The sequence below is a fragment of the Nocardia macrotermitis genome, from assembly GCF_009604405.1.
GTDB lineage: Bacteria > Actinomycetota > Actinomycetes > Mycobacteriales > Mycobacteriaceae > Nocardia > Nocardia macrotermitis.
In genome coordinates this window covers 525842-544955 of the sequence record NZ_WEGK01000002.1, presented here as the reverse complement: position 1 = coordinate 544955, position 19114 = coordinate 525842, and the positions used below count along the sequence as shown (strand labels likewise).

Here is a 19114-nt window from a genome sequence, read left to right as displayed (position 1 = left end):
GAACCCGCCCGCAGCACCGAAACAGCACTTCGCAAATCAGGCGGTGAACTCCGGGCCGTCGAAACGGTCGAGGGTGGTGAAGTTCTCGACGGCGGCGCGGCGGAGTTTGGTCGGCCGGCGAACCGGGTGCCCGAGCGCCAGCGCGGCGGCGACCGCGTACTCGTCCGGAATGTCGAGCAGCGCGCGGACCTGGGCTTCCTGCCGGGTCAACATGGTCGTCATGACACCGCCGAGGCCGCGATCACGGGCGGCCAACAGGATGTTCCAGGCGAACGGGTAGATCGACGCCCCGCCGGTCAGGGTGTACCGCCCAAGATCCCGATCCGGAGCCGCGAGGGCGCGCAGATCCGCCAGCAGCACGATCAACACCGGCACCTCGTGCAACCGTTCCGCGAACGCCCCCCGCTTCCCCGCACCCGCATCCCGCAACGCCTCCGCCTCGGCCTCCCGATCGGTCACCGGCGCCCACGCCACCAATCCCGCCCGCCCCATCGCCAGATACTCGTCCCACCCCGGCAGATACAGATCCCGCAACCCCAACCGCACCTGCGGATCCCGCACCACGACTGCCCGCCACCCCTGCCGATTCCCACCACTCGGCGCGAACCGAGCGTCATCGAGAATCTCGTACACCGTCCCGTCCGCCACCGCCTCATCGGTGAACTCCCGCACCGCCCCGGTACTCCGCATCGCATCCCTCAACTCCATCCCCCCATTCTCGACGCCACCACTCCACTCGCAACCTCACCGAACCGCGTTTCACAACCCCGATCCCACAAGAACATGAGCAACCACCCGGACCGCCGAGCCCCGAGTGCCTCGCCAACCGTCGGCCCGACATCCGAGGCCAGCGCGCCTGCACCTGACGACACACCGAAGTCACCGGCCACCGAAAGAGCCCGCGGGCAGTTCCGGAGAACACCAGCGGCTCGACCAACACCTCCGAACCGCAAAGCTCCCTATGATGGATGCACGCACAGGAAGTCGGGGCGAGCGCACGGGGACCCGAACTCCGGGCACATTGTCGACCGGTTCGGCCCGGCGATCGAGGGCGTTCGGCACCCGACGCCAGGCTCACATCGCAAACACCGAACGCGCCTAACCGCGTTTCGCGTACCCGCCCGCGCTGGCCCAATCGATCAGCACGCACGCCTCGTCGCCCAGTACCCAGGCATCGTGACCGGGTGGGCAGAACATGTAATCGCCTGGGCCGATGTCATTTTCGGCGCCGTCGTCCATATGGATCCGCATCCGGCCGGACAGGCAGTACGCCGCGTGCAGGGCCTGGCAACTGTCGGTTCCGGCGATCGGGGCGACGTGTTGTGACCAGCGCCAGCCCGGTTCGAATACGGCACGGCCGACCGGGCCGTACGGTGTCTCGACCAGATCCATCCGGCCGCTGTCCGCTTCGAAGGGGCGGGTTTCGTCGGGGCTGTCCAGACTGCGCACGACGAGGGTGAGTGCCCGGCCGTCGGACATGTCGTCCTCGCGCAGCAGATCGAGATTGCGGAAGACCGCCGGGCCCTCGCACAACTCCGCCAATTCGGCTGCGAATCGCGACGTTTCGGGAAGATCGGAATTGCGCATCGCCTCGGCGTAGGAAGGGAATTCGACCATCTGCATATACGTGTTCGCCCGATCGCGATCCTTGGTCTCCATACCGTGCATCGCTGTGCGTTTGCCCGCCGTCGCGGCGAGCCAGGCGTCGAGTTTCTCGTTGAACTCGTCGATATGCATGGTCGTGAACTCGATTGCCTGAACAAACCTGCTCATTGCTGGGGCTCCTTTGCGAAAAGGCACCCCGTCCAGGATGTTACTCCGGATCAGCTGGTCGAATGCCAGAAATTATGCCGCGCGATCGGTCCGATCACGACTCCCAGGATTCCTCGGCGTCCACGAGATGCTCGAAAGCTCGCAGGTTCTTCAACGACTCCCCCCGCGACACCCGCCATTTCCATTCTCGCCGAATGGATTCCGCGAAACCGAGTTCGAGCAGGACGTTGAAGTCCGCGTCGACGGCCTCGAGGATCTGCCCGAAGATGCGGTCCAGTTCATCGTCGGTGACGGCGTGCGTGGACATGCGGCCGACGAGGTAGATGTCGCCGACGCGGTCGAGGGTGTAGGCGACGCCGTAGAGGCGGCGGTTGCGGCGCAGCAGGAATTTGTAGACGCCCTCGAAGTTCTCGTCCGGTTTGCGGCAGACGAAGGATTCGACGCGCAGACCGTGTTTGCCGACGGTCAGCATGACGGTGGTCTTCAGTTTGCGTTCACCGGGCAGCACCACGACGAACGTCAGTTCACCGTCGCGGGTGTACTCGACCTCGCGTTCGCGCAGGGTCCGTTCGATCAGTTCCGCCGTCTCGGCCGCGCTCACCTGCGCACCACTCCCATCCGTCGCCGCCACAACACCCGCGACCTGGTCTGATAACCGTCGGTCAGCACCGTACCCGCCAGCCGCGAACGCACGCCGCGATGGCTCGACAGCGCGTCGGCGTAACTGTCCAGCAGACCCTCGGCGGTGTGCTCCCAGGAGAATTCGGCGGCGTGTTCGGCCGCGGCGACGCCCATGGTGCGGAGTCGTTCGGGATCGTCCAGCATCACGCGCAGCGACGCGGCCCAGTGATCGGTCCGGTGGCCGGAGACCAGCAGACCCGAAATCCCGTCGCGCACAGCGGTTCCCAGTCCGCCGACGTTCGCCGCGAGCACCGGCGTCCCACTGGCCTGCGCCTCGATCGCGACCAGCCCGAACGATTCGTTGTGACTGGGCACCGCGACCACATCCGCGGCCCGGTACACCTGCACCAGATGCTCCGGGGCCTGCGGCGGTAGGAATGTCACGCGGTCGGCGATGCCCAGCGAGGCCGCGAGTTCGATCAACGCGTCGGGCCGTTCGAGTCCGCTGCCGGACGGGCCACCCACGATCAGCACCCGCAACGCGCGGCCGGGCTCGTCACGCAGCACCTGCGCGGCGGCGTGCACCAGCACATCGGGAGCCTTGAGCGGCTGGATCCGGCCGACGAACGCGACCACCTGCTCATCGGGCGAAATCCCCAGTTCGGCCCGCGCCGCGGCCTTGTCGCCGGGCCGATAACGCGCCAGATCCGCCCCCGGCAGCACCACATCGATGCGCTCGGGATCCGCGCCGTACAGCTCGACCAGCTGCCGGGCCTCGTCGGCGGTATTGGCGATCAGCCGATCGGTCTCCTCGACCAGCTGCCGTTCACCGATCTCCCGCGCCTTGGGTTCGGGTGCGTCGCCCTCGGCGAGAAAACGGTTCTTCACCGCGGCGAGGGTGTGCGCGGTGTGCACCTGCGGCACCCGCCAGCGGTCCCGCGCCAGCCAGCCGACCTGCCCCGACAACCAGTAGTGCGAATGGATCAGGTCGTAGTGACCGGGCAGCTGGCGCGCCTCCTGCCGCAGCACCTCGGCCGCGAACGGGCACAGCTGCGTGGGCAGATCATGTTTGTCCAGCCCCTCGAACGGCCCCGCGACCACATTGCGCACCAGCACCCCCGGCGCGGCCTCGACCACCGGCTCGTCACCCGACGAGGTCGCCCGCGTGAAGATCTCCACCTCGACCCCGCGCCGCGCCAGCTGGATCGCGGTCTGCAACACGTAGACGTTCATCCCCCCGGCGTCCCCGGTCCCCGGTTGCGCCAGCGGCGAGGTGTGCACCGACAACACGGCTATCCGATTCGGCCGTACATCCGCGCGTTGACTCACCACTGTTCCAGTGTGCACGTCCCGCGTCGGCCGCCGACGCGACCCGGACCCGCAAGTGAGAGTCGTCACAGGACGTTCACTGTCATTTCCGCGTTCGGTACCGGCCGGGGAGTCGACGCTACGAACCCGGAGATCTCACTCGAGCGATTCGATGAATTCGCCGACCTCGGCGACGAACCGATCCGGATCCTCGATGAACAGACCGTGCTGCGCACCCTCCCAGTAGGAAGTGCGCACGTCGGAGGCGGCTTCGGCGATATAGCGACCGTTCTCGACGGGCACCACCGGATCCGCGGTCCCGTGCAGCACCAACACCGGAACATCCAACGCCCGCAGCATCGCGGTGTTGTCCACGGTGCGATAGAACAGCGCCTTCCGCACCCGCGGCGGCGTCGACAGACTCCCGCCGAACAGCCGCTGCGCGTCACCCCCCTTGTCGCGCGCGGCCCCGGTATTCGCATTCCCGAACGCCGCGAACCCCCGCATCGCCCGCCCCGCGCTCTCCTCGAACACATCCGGAATCGCCTGCTGCATGGCAGGCCCGGGTTCCGCCCCCGGCACTCCCCGCCCGATCCCCGCCTGCGACCCGCAGTACACCACCCCCGCCACGGCCCCCGTCCCGTTCACGGCGAGATAGTCACTCATCACGATCCCCCCGTAGGACCACCCCAACAACACCGCCCCCGTCTCGACCCCCTCCGCGGCCAACACCGCCGCCACATCCCCCGCCCAATTCTCCGGCTCGTCATACCCACCCTCGGGCGCATCGGAATACCCATGCCCCCGCAGATCCACCGCGATCACCCGATACCGCTGCGCCAGTTCCTCCCCCGCCCGCCCCCAATTCCGCAGATTCCCCGCCCACCCGTGCAACAGCACCAAAACCCGCCCACCCTCGGGCCCACTGACCCGATAAACGATCCCGACCCCATCCACCCCGACAACTTCCCGAATACCCATCCCGCGAGACTAACCACGTCCCTCCCGGTCGCGGTCGCCACCGCCACGCGTAGGCCGGACCGGAAGCAGAAGCCATGCGAGCCAAAGGTTTTCGCGTCCTGCGGAGGCGGCACACGAACGAACCGGGCAGCTACTCTGAACAAAGAGAAGCCCCGAAGCACCTGGCTCCGAGGCGTTCCCATGTAAAAGCGAGAACTCCTGGTTCTCGTATCGAGGTCAGAATACCTGTCTGCGTACTTCGTCGATTGTCTGAACCTGCTCGGCTGCACCTCTTCACAGACGCGGGCACTGATGTGCACACATCAGCACGTCACCGAAGTCAACAACGGTCGGCCCTGAACTGGCGGCAAGTACATCAAAGGTCTTCGCGGACATCGCGATCCCAGGCTCGACGATCGTGGTTCCATACCGCACCCACGCTGGCGGCGGGGAGTGAGCCGAGTACGCGGTTGTAGCAGAGGCCCGCAGCGGTGAGAGCAGAAGTCAGCTCGTGATAGTCGGTCGGCAGCGGGCTCTTGCGCGCATTGGGGGCCCATTGAGCTGTCCACGCCGGACCAGGACTTCGAAGCGAACCAGGTAGCGCGGGAATGCTGCGGATCACTCTCTCCCGCTCGACGGCATCAACAGTGGACATGAGATCGATCGGTAGGAACATGCTGATCAGCAGCAAATCCACGAGGTCGCGGAATCTGCCCGATGGTGCACCTGCCGGGCCGTGAGTCTCGTACATCGCGCAGATTTTGTCGGCGATCTGGTCGGCGAGTGGGTAGAGCTGCACACTGGCTTCTTGCGGAAAGTCATCGGTGTCCACGAGCCGCGGAAGCCGATGCCGCTCAACTGGCCCCACGAGTTCGCGGCGACGGTCGACGATGTCGATCGAGAAGCCGTCGAACCTATGCCCTCCGATCGAAGCGACAACGTTGACCTTCGCCCCTCTTCCACCGATCAGCGCGATAGCCGGCCCAACCTCGAAACGAAAGTGGTCGAGGTGATGGTCCCGGACAATGCGGCGGAGTTCGTCGATAGGGTCCGAGGCGCTGGTCGCGACGAGCAGGTCGATGTCCTTGCTGTAGCGAGCTTCCGGAAGACGCACCATCATTCCAACCCCGCCCTCGAGGATCCACCCCTCGGGATCAGCATCGAACACCCGGGCAAGAAACCGGGCTATGACGAACCGCCGCCGGACCAACGTGGCGTGCTGCCCGTTCTCCTCGGCCAGGCGTTTGATGCGGTCGGCGACGCTGTTCCGGACTGCGTGCGGTGGACGCGACGTGGGGCTCACCGCTTGTTCTCGCGTGTGCGGTCTGTGGCGTCGGCACGCGTGAGCTGCCTGCTGGCAATCGCCGCCACCTCCAACGTGGTTGCCGGTACGCCAGCTTCCTCGATGAGCGCGTCGAGAAATACCTTCCCACCGAGCGGACGGTGCCCGTACTCGAAGGCATAGGGGGCCAGTACCGAGGCAACCCCGTCGGTCGTGACGAGATCGTGGGTGAGAGCTTCCCGGACAACGGTTGCCAGGTGACCCGAGTCGGTGGACGCGGCAGCAAGGTCGCCGATGGTGCGAATCGGAGTCGTCACCGGTAGTCCATCGATGGTCTGCCAGTCGTCACGGCTGAGATTCCCGCGGTGGACGACGACATCGGGGAGCGTAAGCCGGATTCGCCGGGGCGCGGTCAGTTCCACTTCGTCAGCGTCGAGGTCGCCCAGGTGATGCATCTCGGCCGCGGTGCGATGAGACAGCACGCCGGTCGGTACATCCTGATCCAGACGCTCCCAGGTCACGTGTTCTTGATCCAGTGCGATCCAGGCGAGACGCTTCTCCAGGTGCTCGTCGTGTGGAATATGGGCAAGTCTGTAAATGCCGTGGTGGAGCCGTTGCAGCTGTCCGGAATCGACCATGCGCTTGAGCTGCTGCGGAGTCACCGAGGCAGCCGCACGTGCCTGCCGACTGGTGACCAGACCCGACTGCTCAGCAGCCAGATCAATCACAATCTCGGCACGACTATCGCTGTCCATGGCGCAATAATACCGATCATCAGAGAATTATTCTGACACCTTTGGTAATTATCTCGCCACCTACCTCGGCCCTCATCGGCATCGATCCGGCGTTGATCTCGATGCCGCGCCGCTTCGACCGAAGCACCTCGTGACAGCCGGACTACACCCCGAGGCCCGAACTGGCGGCGGGCAAACAGATGCCGGAGCGCCAACCGCGACTGGTACTGCCGGGCAAACGGGCCGCACATAAGCTCTGGGTATGAGTACTCGTAGTGCTGTTGTTACCGGGGCCAGTTCGGGGATTGGGGAGGCTACCGCGCGGGAGCTGGCGAAACAGGGGTATCACGTGTATTTGGGGGCGCGGCGCGTGGATCGGTTGGAGCGGCTGGCGAAGGAGATCGGGGGGACGGCGGTGGGGTTGGATGTGACCGATGACGAGTCGGTGCGGGCGTTCTGCGCGGCCGTGGAGCGGGTCGATGTGCTGGTCAACAATGCGGGTGGGGCGAAGGGGTTGGCGAGTGTCGCCGAGGCGGATCTGGACGACTGGCGTTGGATGTGGGAGACCAATGTGTTGGGCACGCTGCGGCTCACCAAGGGGCTGCTGCCCAAGCTGATCGAGTCGGGCGACGGCCTGATCGTCACCGTGACCTCGATCGCCGCCTTCGAAGCCTACGACAACGGTTCCGGCTACACCTCCGCCAAACACGCCCAGGGCGTCCTGCACCGCACCCTGCGCGGCGAACTGCTCGGCCAGCCGGTCCGCCTCACCGAAATCGCCCCTGGCGCAGTCGAAACCGAATTCTCCCTGGTCCGCTTCGACGGTGACGCCGACCGCGCCGCCAAGGTCTACGAGGGCATCGATCCGCTGCTGGCCCAGGACATCGCCGAGATCATCGCCTTCGCCGCCAGCCGCCCACCCCACGTCGACCTGGACACCATCGTGGTCAAACCCCGCGACCAGGCGGGGCCGGGACGTTTCTCCCGGCGCTCCTGAATTTCACAGCAGCACAACTGAATTCACCTCGGTCCGGCCCGCGATTCCACGATGATTCGCGGGCCGCGTCTTGTCCGTGCCGCACGAACTCCACAAGTACTCACGGCACCCGAACACAGCATCATGACTTGCCCGAGACGGTCCGCCGATCACGAAATCATCGTTGCTACAGAGGAATAGCTCAAATGAATTGCGCGACTACGACTTTGCACATCCGATGAGTCATTCGCGAATACTGTTGCGGCTCAGCGTATTACGGGCGCGACGACATCCCATGGAACCGACAGGACACAGTCGCGCATGCGCCGCCGGTACCGCCGAACAGGAAATCCGTTGTCGCGCAGTATTTCTGCGGTGTGTCGCCACCGAATACGAGGCCCGTAAGGTGCCAGCGGGGCAGCGTGAGACCAGGCGCGGTCCGCGGCAGTCAGCAGGGTGTGGATTCGTTCGCCGGGAACGTTGCGGTGGATGAGAGCTTTCGGTAGACGTTCGGCCAGGTCGGAGGGCCGGTCGACGGTGAAGGGATCCCAGGACAAGGTGAGAGACAGCGGACCGGAACGGTCCAGCAGGATCCATGCGCAGCGGCGGCCGAGTTCGTCGCAGGTGCCCTCGAGCAGCAGCCCCTCGGGCGCCAGACCGTCGAGGATCGTGGCCCAAGCCGACGCCACGGCCTCCTCCGGATACTGCCGCAACACATTGAACGCACGAACCAGCACCGGCCGCAGACCCGCGAGTTCGAAACCGCCACGGGCGAATTGGACCCCGTCCCGTCCGGGAACGACCCGTGCGGGATCGATCTCGAGCCCCACCACCCGCACATCACCCCGCACCCGCCGCAGCCGCGCCGCCAACTCCAACGTCGTCACCGGACTGGCCCCGTAACCGAGATCCACCACCAACGGATCCACAGCCCCACCCAGCCGCGCCCCCACCAACTCGTCGTGAACCAGCCACCGATCACTCCGGCGCAACCGGTTGATCCCGGTCGTCCCCCGCGTGATCGCGCCAACCGGCTTACTGGATGTTCCCAGCGCTCTGCCCGACGAATTGACCGACTTACCGGATACCCCAATCGGCCTGCCCGATGACTTGGCCGGCGTGCCGAGCGGTCCGCCGGACGCATCGCCCACCCCACTCGGCCCACTGGACGTTCTGCGCTGCTTGCCCGCAGCCTTGACAGATTCGCCTGCCGCGCTTGGCGATTCGCCCGCTGCCGGGTGCGATTCGGCGGATCGATCGACCGGCTTGCCGGCCCTACCCGATGCCCCACCGACCGATCCATCGGGCACAAGCGAACCAGACGCCCCCGACCCGCTCAACTCGTCGGGTTCTGCTCTTCCAACCACTGCTGAGTGAATTCCGCCTCGGCGCGCAGCAGATCGACCAGGTTGATCAGCATCAGTTGTTCGAGCCGGGGACCGAGCAGGGGGATGGTGACGCGGGCGGTCGTGGTGGTGCGCAGGGTGCAACCGGTGTCGGTGGGGAACAGGTGCATCGTGCCGCCGAGGGTGCCGGGGGCGGTGGGGATGGTCGCGTCGAATTCGCCGGTGACCTCGGGGGCGTAGGGGCCGTAGGTTTCGGCGCGGGTGATGAGCATGTCCTTGCGCATCACCGTCTGGGCCAGATCGGGGAGCATGTGCCGCGGTAGCACGTGTTCCAGGACGACCTCGATGCCGCCGTCGCCCGCCTCCAGCGAGATCACCTCGTTGGGTGAGTACTCGCGCATCTTCGCCATCCGCGCGTCCCAGTAGGCACGGTCGCACAGCGCCGCGTACACCTCCTTGGTGGTGTGCAGCGGATAACGGGCGGAGTAGGAGAGTCGACGGGGCATGAGGAGTTAGGTTACTGGTCGATCAGTGGTTCGCGATCCAGGTGCTGGTGAACTCGGCTTCGGCGGCGAGCAGCTCCAGCAACTTCTCAGCGACCACAGCTTCGATCTTCTTGCCGAACAGCGGGACGCTCACCGCGACGCTGCCCTCGACCACCACGCGCACCTGGCTGTCGTCACCGCTGAGGGTGACCGTGCCCCGCACCTCCGCGGGCGCCCCCTCCACATGGGCCTCGAAAACGCCCGTCTCCTGCGATTCGGAGTAGGTCTCGGTGCGCGGGATGACCAAATTGCCGGGGCGGACCGAGGTCAGCGCGCTGGGCAGGTCGGCCTCGGCGATCGACTGCACCATCGCGACACGTAGCCGCTCACCGTCGTATTCGAAGGATTCCAGGCGCGCGTCCGGGCCGCCGACCTCGGCGAGCCGGTCCTTCCAGTACTGCTCGTCCGCGAACGCCGCGCGTACGGCCGCGGTGGAGAATTGGTAGTTCGCGGTGAAGGCCAGAGGTGTCGCCATGGTCGAACAGGCTACCGTCTGTGACTGTGCGTACATCTCACGTGGTGCCGTTCCAGGACGTGACCGAACTGCTGGCCGCAACCGGTGCGCGGGTGCGCAATTCGGTCCCGCTGGCCGGGTTGACCACGCTGCGGGTCGGCGGACCGGCGACGGTCGCGGATTGCGAGAGCGTCGAGGCGCTGGTCGCGACGGTGCGCACCCTGGACGCGGCCGGAATCCCGGTGCTGCTGCTGGCGGGCGGTTCGAATCTGCTGATCTCGGATGCCGGATTCGGCGGCGTCGTGGTCCGGATCGCCACGCGCGGAATCGAATTCAGCGAGGCCGGGGTGACGGCCGAGGCGGGCGCGGCGTGGGACGAGGTGGTCGCGGCGAGTGTGGCGTCGGGATTCGGTGGGCTGGAATGCCTTTCGGGAATTCCGGGGTCGGCGGGCGCGACGCCGGTGCAGAACGTCGGGGCGTACGGCGTGGAGGTGGCGCAGTTGCTGCGGCGGGTGCGGCTGCTGGATCGCAAGTCGGGCGAAATCCGTTGGGCCACACCGGATGAGCTCGGTTTCGGATATCGCACCTCGGTGCTCAAACACAGTGACCGGTCGGTGGTGCTGGCCGTGGAATTCGCGCTGCGTCCCGACGGCCGCAGCGCGCCGCTGAACTATCGCGAGCTGGCCGCCGCCCTCGACGCTGCCGAGGGCGAGACCCGTCCGGCCGGGCAGGTGCGCGAGGCGGTGCTGCGGTTGCGCGCGGGCAAGGGCATGGTCCTGGACGCCGAGGATCACGACACCTGGAGCGCCGGATCGTTCTTCACCAATCCGGTGGTGCCGACCGAGCGGGAGGCCGAGGTTCGTGCCGCGATCGCGAAGTATGTGGGGGATGTCACAGTTCCCGCGTACCCGTCGGTAGCAGGGGTGAAGTTCTCCGCGGGCTGGCTGATCGAACGAGCCGGTTTCGGCAAGGGATTTCCGGGTACTCCAGCGCCCGCGCGACTGTCCACCAAACACACGTTGGCACTGACCAACAGGGGTGCGGCCACCGCCGAGGACATGCTCGCACTGGCCCGCACCGTGCGCGACGGCGTCGCCGAACGCTTCGGAATCCGGCTCGAACCCGAACCGGTGATAGTGGGCTCGACACTCTGAGCGCGTGGTGCGCACCACCGGAAACCCACTCGGAGCCGTAAAACTTACCCGGTAGATTCGCGGAAGTGAGCATTCGAAGAGTTACCAGCCGCCGCGCCGCGCTCGCGGGGATGGCACAGCTGGCGGCGGCCGCGTTCGTGGCGGGATGTTCGAGCGACGGCGGCGGGGGTAGTTCCCCGCAGCAGAAGGCTCCGCTGGCGAAGCTGACCTTCGAACCAGGTGCGGGTAGCGCCGATGTGAGTCCGGTCGCGCCGATCTCGGTCAAGGTCGCGAACGGGACGATCAGTCAGGTCGCGTTGAGCAATGCCGCCGGGAAACAGGTCACCGGGAAGCTCTCGGCCGACAAGACCTCGTTCACGGTCGGCGAACCGCTCGGATACGGGGTTACTTACACCTGGTCCGGCAGCGCGGTCGGCACCGACGGGAAGCCCGTCGCGATCGACGGCAGGTTCACGACGTTGTCGCCGAAGGACACCGTGCCCGCGACCGTGAACGTCGGCGACGGCCAGGAGGTCGGCATCGCCGCGCCGATCATGCTGCAGTTCAAGGACCACGTCGAGGACAAGGCCGCCACCGAGAGGGCGCTCACCGTCACCACCACCCCCGCCACCGAGGGCGGCTGGGCGTGGCTGCCCGACGACAACGGCGGCTCGCGGGCGCACTGGCGGCCCAAGGAGTACTGGGCTCCCGGGACGACGGTCGATTTCGTCGCCAAGCTGTACGGGCTGAACATGGGCGGCGGCAAGTTCGGCGACTCCGATCTGACCTCCTCGTTCAAGATCGGCCGCAGCCAGATCGTCAAGGGGGCCGCGCATACGCACCGGGTGCAGGTGATCCGCGACGGTGCGACGCTGTTCGATTTCGCGTGCAGTTACGGCGAGGGCAATCAGACCCGCAACGTGACCCGCTCGGGTATCCACGTGGTGACCGAGAAGTACGAGGATTTCACGATGTCGAATCCGCCGTTCTACACCAACGCTCGCGAACGCTGGGCCGTACGCATCTCGAACAACGGCGAATTCATCCACGCCAACCCGATGTCCGCTGGCGCGCAAGGCAATTCGAACGTCACCAACGGATGCATCAACCTCAGCACCGCCGACGCGCAACAGTATTTCCCGACCGCACTGTACGGCGACCCGGTCGAGGTCACCGGTACGTCGATCGATCTCTCGGCGGCCGACGGAGATATCTACGACTGGACGATTTCCTGGGACAAATGGAAGACGATGTCGGCGTTGCACGGGCAGCCCGCACCAGTTGTCTCCGCGACGCCGGTTGCGCCCGGGCCGCCCGGAGGGAACTGAGTCCGGATTACCGTGACTGCGGATAATGTTGCCTACCAACAGCATTCGCAGTCCGTCCGGGATCGGGGGCGCGCCTCCCGGTGATCAACTGGCGGCCACCAACCCCAGGAACTCACGCACCTCCGGCACCTTGGCGTGCGGGCGGACGTCGGCGACGACAGCGTCGAGCTTCTGCTGAATCCACGTGGATGCGACCTGTTTGATGCCTCCGAAATTCTCACCGAGAACGTGGCAGCCTTCAGCGATCGCGCCGGATGCGACCAGGTTTCGACCGAGCTGAACACGCCATTCAGCTTGTTCGCGCGGCCAAGCCGCCGACCCATCGATCGCAACGCGCATCTGCTTCGAAGCCGCCTCGTGCTCACCGAGATACATCTGCATGAGTCCGGTCATGCCGTTCAGCATCGCCCGCGGCAGGTAGACCCAGTCGGGATCGGATCCCCGACTCGATTCGTAAGCTCGGTGCGCCCGGTTCAGAGCGTCGGTCACCGCCGACTTGTTGCCGCCGGGGTCCTGCATTCCCAGCGCGTCCGCCTCTCGAATTGCCATGAGCGCCCGCAGCTTCGGCCCGCCACAACCCATCGCGACGCGGGATGCGGACTGAGCGTATTGGACCGCTTGCCGCATCCCCGCCGGTGTACCACCCTGCCATTCGGAAAGCAGCACACTGGAATTCCCCAATGCATGCGCGGCCGCGATTCCATCGTCAGCGGCAGTCGCGGCTTGGGCGGCATCGGCGTAGTAACGCCGCGCCTCCACCGGTCGCCCCGCGTCGTAATGCACCCACCCGGCCGCGGTCATCATCTCCGCGGCAGCGCTCGTCAGCGCGGACCCCACCTCCCCGGAGTACACGGCGTTGTCCAGCAGATGCTCGACATAACGCACCTCGTTGGCCGCCACCCGGCACAGCCGATCACCACCGACGAGCAGGTCCAATTCGTGAATCTGGTTGGTACCAGCGACAATTTCGACCACATCGGCGGCACCGATCTGCATCGAACCCGACGCGGACGCTCGCCCCACACCCCCGGCCGCGAGAACAGCACCGGCACCGAACGCTCCAGCACGTAGGAAATTGCGACGATCCACGTCAGCCTCCTCGTCCGACTCCACCACCAGTATGGCAAGCGGAACACGCAGCGCGGTAGCAATGCGCCGCAAGACCCGAACGTCGTGGACCGCCCCACTGTTGTGTTCCAATTGGGAGACAACCGATTGGGTATATCCTAAAAGCACACCCAATTCGGATTGAGTCATTCCGAGCGATTTACGAATCCGACGAATGACCTCACCGGTAGTCACATGCATACCGCCACCCCACTCTCCATTGATCCGAACATCCGCAGGAACAGGCGAACCACCCGGAACACCTGCCGGACAACAGAATTCCCCTGCACCTTCCACGATATACAGCTTGCCGAATATTTCACCGGTTTCCCCGATATCCAGCAACGGACAGCACATTCCCCGCCTTACGGTCCTCCTGGCACACAGCGACGGATGCCGCCGCAACCCGAGCTCGACCAGCGGCGTATCGGATTGAGTGAGCTCTTTCCGGTAGCGAAAGCCTCCGGCGCTGAGTGCCTTACATCCGCAAAACCTGAACACCCTTGCCGCACATACACTTCGAACAACCGGAGCTACCCCCGATGCGAGTGACACTCCCGTCGAGAGATCGACTGCTCGAAGCATGCACCGGCTCGACACCGATCACACATCCGGTCCTGCGCGCCGCCCGGGACCTGGCACACCTGCACCGGCAGCGACGGGAAGCAACCACCGAGATCCATGAAATCGATTGTGCCCGCGCAGATCTGATACACACCATCGATTGCTGGGTAGCAGCGAACATGCCCCAGCCCTTCGGCGCGGCGTACATGAACTCCGAATCCGTGGGCATGATCATCGACCGAATCGCCCAGTACTGCATCGAAGCTCACACCACCCTGACCGAATCCACCACCGAACCCGACCGCCACTTCCTGTGGCAACGCCTCGCCGAACTCACCCTCGCCTACACCGACCTCGCCATCGAGCTCACCGCCGGCCTCCGAAAGCTCCCTAGTTGCACGTACCGGCACCCCACCACATCCGGCCGCGCCCCCTGACAGTCCTCGACGCTCCGACCGCCGGTGCGATAGCGTCGGGCTGTAGCCGTGCACGAAATGTCACACCAAGGGGGGCTTATGACCTTCACTGTCGATCTCGAAAACCTGAACAAGCTCGCGAAAACGCTGCACAACCTGGCGAACGACGCGGCGAACGTCAAGGGGAAGAACCCACCCGACCCGAACGCGAACGACCCACTACTGTCGGCGACCGCCGCCGCCCAGATCACCCGAGATCTCATCACCGGCGCACTGCTACCCACCGCGAAAGTCCGCCTGAACGAGACCGGCGACGTCATGACTTCCGTTGCCGCACAGTTCAAGTCGCAGGACGACAAAGCCGCGGACGCCCTCATCACCCTGTACAAGAACGCCACTGGCGACTGGACCCCGGATGTGTCGAAATGACCGGCCCCGCTTCGCCCCTGGAATGGGTGCGCAAAGCCAACCCCGCCACGCTCAACAGCTGGGCCGACGAGTGGGATCAGCTCGGTTCCGCCCTCGAGGGTGTTTTTCAGCATTACGTCGACGCCGTCACGAAGGTCGACGGTGCGTACTGGGACGGCAAGACCGCCCGGGCCGCACACGACCGCGCGACCGGCGACCTCAGGGCGGTGCAACAGTTGGTGGACAAGCTCGGTGCGGTAGCCAAGCTGGCACGCCAGGGCGTCGGCACGATCGACGCACCCCTACGACGTGCGCGCGGCCTGCTGGCCGAATGTGACCACAACGGCTGGACAGTCAGCGAGATCAGCCTGACCGTCGGCCGGAGCGGCAACATCAGCAACGACGAGCTGGTGCGAATGGGCAAGATGAACAGCGACTTGCAGAGCGCGATCCACGACGCCCTGGTCGCGGACATCGGCGTCCGAGACGCGTTGAATAACGCCCGAAACGGTCTCGCGATCGCCTTCGCCTCCCCCGCCGCACTCGGCACGGACCAGGCCAAGAAAGACGCGGCCCAACTGCTCAAAGACCCACAACACATGTCCGAGGACGAGATTCAACGCCTGATCGACGCCGGCCACCTCACCCCCGAACAAACCGCCGCACTCCACAGCGGAAACGCCGTAACCATCCCCGCAGCCCAAATGGAGTACATCAACCAGATCAGCCGATCCCTGGACGGCAAGAGCCCCCAGGAAATCCAGCAGATCATGGACAAACTCCCACCCGACGCCCAAAAGGGCCTCGCGAACTCCCTCCAACTGATCTCCACCGACAACATCACCTCGGGCATCAAGAACAACCCCGCCGTCCCCGAGAAGGGCGGAAGCAACCTGATGCCGAAGAAGATTCTCCAGTCCCTCGACCGCAAAGACCTGGTCACCTCCGCAAATCCCGGAACTTCCAACACGATCAGCCTCAATGGCGTAGCCGACAACCAGGCAATCGCAAAAATCGCCGGAACCGCCGATCCCAGCGTCCGATACAACACCGAACTCGACAAAAAGATCCTCAACGACGGAGCCAAGTACCTGAGCGCACAAACCGCGTGGGAACAGAACCCCAGCAAGAATGCAATTACGTTCCAGGTAGACGGCAAGGGCGCGGGTGACCATCAGGCGATCACCGAACGCTTCTTCAGCAGCGTCGGCGACGACAAACCCGCAGTCCAACAACTCGTAGCCCCCGACGGCAAACCGAACGAGCAGTTCTACCACGACGCACTGACCCACAAGTGGTCCGACCAGGGCAAATCAGTCTCCACCCTCTTCAACTTCGCTGACCACTCGAATCCGCACAATCCGGTCGACGCCGATGCCGCACGCCATCAATCCGCAATCATGAACTCGTTTGCACGGTTCGCGGCCAGCGACAACACTCCGAACCATTTCGCCGGTGGCGACGACAAATGGAAGCTCTACGACATTCCAGACACCAACCACAGCACCGTTGGTCAACTCAATCCCGAACTCATGCGGTCGCTCTCAACCGGCCTCAGCCCGTACATCAACGATCTCACCAACACCACAAATCAGTCCAAGGATGGATTCGACGTAACCATTCCACCCGATAAGAGCTGGACGGACCCCTCCGGAAAGAATTATTTTTCCGGGTCGAAGAATATTTTCTCACTGATGAACACGGACTCTGTGGCCGGTCAGAACTTCAACGCACATGCATTGGCTGCGTCGCTGCAACAACAAGTAGAATATGGTCATGATCCGAATGCCCATAACGCACGCGCCCACCTGTACAACTCCGGCATACTACAGGGCTTGGTAGACAGTGGATTACGAGATGAGATCAGCGCACAAACCAAAGATACGAATCAGATTGCACAGGACGCATACAGCCAAAAGAAACAGGCGTTCGAACTAGTCAAAAGTCTGGTCACCACCAGCGTACCGATTGGCAGTGGTGACGACAAGATCACCGCGCAGCTTCCTTACAGTGACGGAGTATCCAAAATCCTCGGTCTGGGCGGCGATCCGCTCAAAGATGCGATAATTGGACCCGCACCCACCGCGTCGAGCGACGATATCGGCTTGAATCCGCCGAACTTCGATCAACAAGCCTACGCCGTTCTGGCCAATACCCAGATCCCCGACAACCTCCGGTCGAACTACTCTGAACTCTTCGATGCCAACGGGAATTTGAAGTCATGGTCGGAGATCAGATCAATGCCGTACGATCCATCGAATCCAAGCGAAACGAACCCTGCCAGCGCGGTCACAACTCTGTTCAACCAGCTCGGATATAACGATAATCACGCTAACTCGATGAGAGACGGATACAGCGACGTCACCATGAGTCACCGGAGATGATGGAGGTCAATAATCACACGATTAGCGACTATCTGCCGAATCTGCGACACTATCGAAGCCGTTGAACGAGATCGAAGTAACCGGACGGAGAAGGAGGACGGGCCATCAAGCGGTACGCCATAGAGCACACGGTAGAGATACTATGCGGCCTTTTCGCATCGATCGGAATAATCGTCGTACTAGTCGTTTTCAACCGTAGTAACGCCTACACAACGCCCGCTGTCGATAAGCCACTCAGCCTTGAGCAGAAATACGCCAAAGTCGCATGCATCAAGGAGCAGGAAGACATTCGGTGGATGTACTCTGAGCTATATCAGGGTGATCATCTGAAACCACTCGATGAAATCAAGTCCATCTCACCGGACAAAGCATTTTCGAGTACACCGATCGACGATCTGAATACGGTGTATGACACCCTGATAGACCGCTACGGCCATACACCCTCTTGCGGCGCACCGTACCCTACGGGTTACCGCGGCGAGATGAACAAACTAGCGTTGCAGCATAAGGAATTGAGCTGCACGAACATCCCGGAAGATCTGAAGAAATTCCATTTTCTACTATTCGACGCTAACGGCAACCTCAAGAGCTTGAAAGAAATCAGAAATACCACCGACACCAACACCGATTCCCCCGTTGACACAACGAGCGAAATTTCACTACTCCACTACCAGGTCGTCGCCCGTCTTGGTCATCCAATTTCATGCCCCAGTCATTGAATTAGTGTGCGCCGTACTCTATTTAGGTACGGCGGCTTGAATCACGCCTGCAATAGCGATAGCTCGATCGCAAGGATTCTCGGTAGAGTGCGGATCCAATACACCGAACTGAAAATTAAGCGTACCGTCAGGTCCCGGGATATCCAGGAAGCACGTCTCTGCACCATCTTTACGCATCAGCGCATCTTGTCCATTAACCTTGACCGTAGTCAATTTTCCAGCATCGCGTTTACGGAATTCATCCAGTGTAATATTAGAAGAATCAATTCTCAGTTCGTGGGTATTCATGACGCTTCCATCAACCGTACCATTTTGGTCGAATAGACACCCAATGAACGAGTAGTCTTCGTCTATGTAGTCGTCCCGCTTTCTCGTGCGAGGGTCGAACCCTATTTTTTCAATAACCGAATCGCCGATTCCAGTACACGGATCAAACATAACCGCACTCCGACCATGGTTATGCTGCGCGGGGGCCGGATCAAGAGACGCAGTAATGCTCGGAGCCTGGCTTACAACAGTAGTGGCGGCATTGTCAGGCTTGGGGTCACTGCCTTTCGCGCAGGCAGTCCCCAGAAGTACTAGCGGTAGCACGGCGGTTACTGTTAATTGAAAAACTTTCAAGATGCATCACCGTTGTCTTGGGTAGTATTCGCCAGCCTTCTCAGGCGGTCGGCGTTGACCTGATCTGCTTCCTCGAACTGTTTTCCTGCACGCAGATACGCGATTTGCACTTGTCGCACAGCATCGGACAGCTGATCAACTACCGCAACCCCGTCCGTCGCCTTATTGGCAAAGCCCGCCTGTAGCTCCTGCGCGGACTGAAAACCTCCGAACCCGGTGACATGTGTGGCACGGTTTACCTGCTGCCGGACACGAGCAATCTCCGTGAGCATCACGTCGTATTGATGCTTCGCCTCGTGCGCGGCCTCGGCCGTGATCGAGAAGCTGCCGTTGGCTACCGCCTCGTTCAGCGCCTTGATCTCCGCGTTGCCGAAGTCGATCTGTGGTATGCCCATCTCACGCCCCCTTGTAGCGGTCTCGGCAGCAGACTACCCG

20 protein-coding genes are annotated in these 19114 nt (G+C 63.6%); 7 read left to right on the top strand and 13 right to left on the bottom strand.

Annotated elements, in window-relative coordinates; translation table 11 throughout:
* Positions 1 to 36: 36 nt before the first annotated feature.
* From NRB20_RS06215 to NRB20_RS06185, 7 genes are all read right to left on the bottom strand, one after another.
* A complete protein-coding gene (locus tag NRB20_RS06215) occupies positions 37 to 708 on the bottom strand; it encodes a nitroreductase family protein (RefSeq protein ID WP_153408293.1) in 672 nt (223 codons plus the stop codon).
* A gap of 390 nt (positions 709 to 1098) precedes the next feature.
* The gene (locus tag NRB20_RS37905; protein ID WP_227833232.1) at positions 1099 to 1773 is read right to left on the bottom strand and encodes a cupin domain-containing protein; all 675 of its coding nucleotides are present in this window, start codon (positions 1771 to 1773) and stop codon (positions 1099 to 1101) included.
* 94 nt (positions 1774 to 1867) lie between these two features.
* Positions 1868 to 2374 carry a type III secretion system chaperone family protein gene (locus NRB20_RS06205; RefSeq protein ID WP_319944534.1) on the bottom strand — a complete coding sequence of 169 codons (507 nt, stop codon included), beginning with the start codon at positions 2372 to 2374 and terminating at the stop codon, positions 1868 to 1870.
* The gene (gene mshA / locus NRB20_RS06200; protein ID WP_406603789.1) at positions 2371 to 3723 is read right to left on the bottom strand and encodes a D-inositol-3-phosphate glycosyltransferase; all 1353 of its coding nucleotides are present in this window, start codon (positions 3721 to 3723) and stop codon (positions 2371 to 2373) included. The genes NRB20_RS06205 and mshA overlap by 4 nt, the downstream gene beginning before the upstream one ends.
* 135 nt (positions 3724 to 3858) lie before the next feature.
* Positions 3859 to 4683: an alpha/beta fold hydrolase gene (locus tag NRB20_RS06195; RefSeq protein WP_153408290.1), complete on the bottom strand. Its 825-nt coding sequence runs from the start codon at positions 4681 to 4683 to the stop codon at positions 3859 to 3861.
* Between the two features lie 355 nt (positions 4684 to 5038).
* Positions 5039 to 5965 (bottom strand): nucleotidyl transferase AbiEii/AbiGii toxin family protein, encoded by a 927-nt coding sequence (locus NRB20_RS06190; protein ID WP_319944532.1) that lies wholly within the window; start codon positions 5963 to 5965, stop codon positions 5039 to 5041.
* Positions 5962 to 6699 carry a type IV toxin-antitoxin system AbiEi family antitoxin domain-containing protein gene (locus NRB20_RS06185; RefSeq protein WP_153408288.1) on the bottom strand — a complete coding sequence of 246 codons (738 nt, stop codon included), beginning with the start codon at positions 6697 to 6699 and terminating at the stop codon, positions 5962 to 5964. Before NRB20_RS06185 ends, NRB20_RS06190 begins: the two co-directional genes overlap by 4 nt.
* 241 nt (positions 6700 to 6940) lie before the next feature.
* Here NRB20_RS06185 and NRB20_RS06180 point away from each other — a divergent pair, with 241 nt between their 5' ends.
* The gene (locus tag NRB20_RS06180) at positions 6941 to 7675 is read left to right on the top strand and encodes an SDR family NAD(P)-dependent oxidoreductase (protein ID WP_153408286.1); all 735 of its coding nucleotides are present in this window, start codon (positions 6941 to 6943) and stop codon (positions 7673 to 7675) included.
* Positions 7676 to 7920: 245 nt separating this feature from the next.
* On the opposite strand, the gene NRB20_RS06175 is transcribed toward NRB20_RS06180, so the two are convergent.
* From NRB20_RS06175 to NRB20_RS06165, 3 genes are all read right to left on the bottom strand, one after another.
* Complete coding sequence (locus NRB20_RS06175; protein ID WP_319944587.1) at positions 7921 to 8655, bottom strand: class I SAM-dependent methyltransferase; 735 nt, start codon at positions 8653 to 8655, stop codon at positions 7921 to 7923.
* 335 nt (positions 8656 to 8990) lie between these two features.
* Positions 8991 to 9506 carry a DUF2505 domain-containing protein gene (locus NRB20_RS06170; RefSeq protein WP_153408284.1) on the bottom strand — a complete coding sequence of 172 codons (516 nt, stop codon included), beginning with the start codon at positions 9504 to 9506 and terminating at the stop codon, positions 8991 to 8993.
* Between the two features lie 22 nt (positions 9507 to 9528).
* Complete coding sequence (locus NRB20_RS06165; RefSeq protein ID WP_153408282.1) at positions 9529 to 10020, bottom strand: DUF2505 domain-containing protein; 492 nt, start codon at positions 10018 to 10020, stop codon at positions 9529 to 9531.
* A 41-nt stretch (positions 10021 to 10061) separates the two neighbouring features.
* Here NRB20_RS06165 and NRB20_RS06160 point away from each other — a divergent pair, with 41 nt between their 5' ends.
* The gene (locus tag NRB20_RS06160) at positions 10062 to 11153 is read left to right on the top strand and encodes a UDP-N-acetylmuramate dehydrogenase (RefSeq protein WP_319944586.1); all 1092 of its coding nucleotides are present in this window, start codon (positions 10062 to 10064) and stop codon (positions 11151 to 11153) included.
* A gap of 110 nt (positions 11154 to 11263) precedes the next feature.
* Entirely contained in the window at positions 11264 to 12460 is a 1197-nt protein-coding gene (locus NRB20_RS06155; protein ID WP_153408760.1) for a L,D-transpeptidase, read from the top strand.
* 84 nt (positions 12461 to 12544) lie between these two features.
* Here NRB20_RS06155 and NRB20_RS06150 read toward each other — a convergent pair whose 3' ends face one another.
* The gene (locus NRB20_RS06150; RefSeq protein WP_194289743.1) at positions 12545 to 13912 is read right to left on the bottom strand and encodes a helix-turn-helix domain-containing protein; all 1368 of its coding nucleotides are present in this window, start codon (positions 13910 to 13912) and stop codon (positions 12545 to 12547) included.
* Positions 13913 to 14109: 197 nt separating this feature from the next.
* On the opposite strand from NRB20_RS06150, the gene NRB20_RS06145 reads away from it, so the two are divergent.
* From NRB20_RS06145 to NRB20_RS06130, 4 genes are all read left to right on the top strand, one after another.
* Positions 14110 to 14568, top strand: coding sequence for a DUF4254 domain-containing protein (locus tag NRB20_RS06145; RefSeq protein ID WP_153408278.1), 459 nt, complete (start codon positions 14110 to 14112; stop codon positions 14566 to 14568).
* Positions 14569 to 14646: 78 nt separating this feature from the next.
* Positions 14647 to 14976: a hypothetical protein gene (locus NRB20_RS06140; protein WP_153408276.1), complete on the top strand. Its 330-nt coding sequence runs from the start codon at positions 14647 to 14649 to the stop codon at positions 14974 to 14976.
* Positions 14973 to 17339, top strand: a complete 2367-nt coding sequence (locus NRB20_RS06135; protein ID WP_153408274.1) for a TPR repeat region-containing protein — start codon at positions 14973 to 14975, stop codon at positions 17337 to 17339. Before NRB20_RS06140 ends, NRB20_RS06135 begins: the two co-directional genes overlap by 4 nt.
* A 296-nt stretch (positions 17340 to 17635) precedes the next feature.
* Positions 17636 to 18058, top strand: coding sequence for a hypothetical protein (locus NRB20_RS06130; RefSeq protein ID WP_153408272.1), 423 nt, complete (start codon positions 17636 to 17638; stop codon positions 18056 to 18058).
* 18 nt (positions 18059 to 18076) lie between these two features.
* Here the strand turns inward: NRB20_RS06130 and NRB20_RS06125 are convergent, their stop codons facing one another.
* Both NRB20_RS06125 and NRB20_RS06120 read right to left on the bottom strand, forming a co-directional pair.
* Positions 18077 to 18679, bottom strand: coding sequence for a DUF3558 domain-containing protein (locus NRB20_RS06125; protein ID WP_153408270.1), 603 nt, complete (start codon positions 18677 to 18679; stop codon positions 18077 to 18079).
* Positions 18676 to 19074: a hypothetical protein gene (locus tag NRB20_RS06120; RefSeq protein ID WP_153408268.1), complete on the bottom strand. Its 399-nt coding sequence runs from the start codon at positions 19072 to 19074 to the stop codon at positions 18676 to 18678. The genes NRB20_RS06125 and NRB20_RS06120 overlap by 4 nt, the downstream gene beginning before the upstream one ends.
* Positions 19075 to 19114 lie beyond the last annotated feature (40 nt).

Bases quoted from the DNA above. Each gene is read 5' to 3' on its own strand.
- NRB20_RS06215 (WP_153408293.1), bottom strand. From the start codon at position 708: ATGGAGTTGAGGGATGCGATGCGGAGTACCGGGGCGGTGCGGGAGTTC.
- NRB20_RS37905 (WP_227833232.1), bottom strand. From the start codon at position 1,773: ATGAGCAGGTTTGTTCAGGCAATCGAGTTCACGACCATGCATATCGAC.
- NRB20_RS06195 (WP_153408290.1), bottom strand. From the start codon at position 4,683: ATGGGTATTCGGGAAGTTGTCGGGGTGGATGGGGTCGGGATCGTTTAT.
- NRB20_RS06185 (WP_153408288.1), bottom strand. From the start codon at position 6,699: ATGGACAGCGATAGTCGTGCCGAGATTGTGATTGATCTGGCTGCTGAG.
- NRB20_RS06180 (WP_153408286.1), top strand. From the start codon at position 6,941: ATGAGTACTCGTAGTGCTGTTGTTACCGGGGCCAGTTCGGGGATTGGG.
- NRB20_RS06170 (WP_153408284.1), bottom strand. From the start codon at position 9,506: ATGCCCCGTCGACTCTCCTACTCCGCCCGTTATCCGCTGCACACCACC.
- NRB20_RS06165 (WP_153408282.1), bottom strand. From the start codon at position 10,020: ATGGCGACACCTCTGGCCTTCACCGCGAACTACCAATTCTCCACCGCG.
- NRB20_RS06155 (WP_153408760.1), top strand. From the start codon at position 11,264: ATGGCACAGCTGGCGGCGGCCGCGTTCGTGGCGGGATGTTCGAGCGAC.
- NRB20_RS06145 (WP_153408278.1), top strand. From the start codon at position 14,110: ATGCGAGTGACACTCCCGTCGAGAGATCGACTGCTCGAAGCATGCACC.
- NRB20_RS06140 (WP_153408276.1), top strand. From the start codon at position 14,647: ATGACCTTCACTGTCGATCTCGAAAACCTGAACAAGCTCGCGAAAACG.
- NRB20_RS06135 (WP_153408274.1), top strand. From the start codon at position 14,973: ATGACCGGCCCCGCTTCGCCCCTGGAATGGGTGCGCAAAGCCAACCCC.
- NRB20_RS06130 (WP_153408272.1), top strand. From the start codon at position 17,636: ATGTACTCTGAGCTATATCAGGGTGATCATCTGAAACCACTCGATGAA.
- NRB20_RS06120 (WP_153408268.1), bottom strand. From the start codon at position 19,074: ATGGGCATACCACAGATCGACTTCGGCAACGCGGAGATCAAGGCGCTG.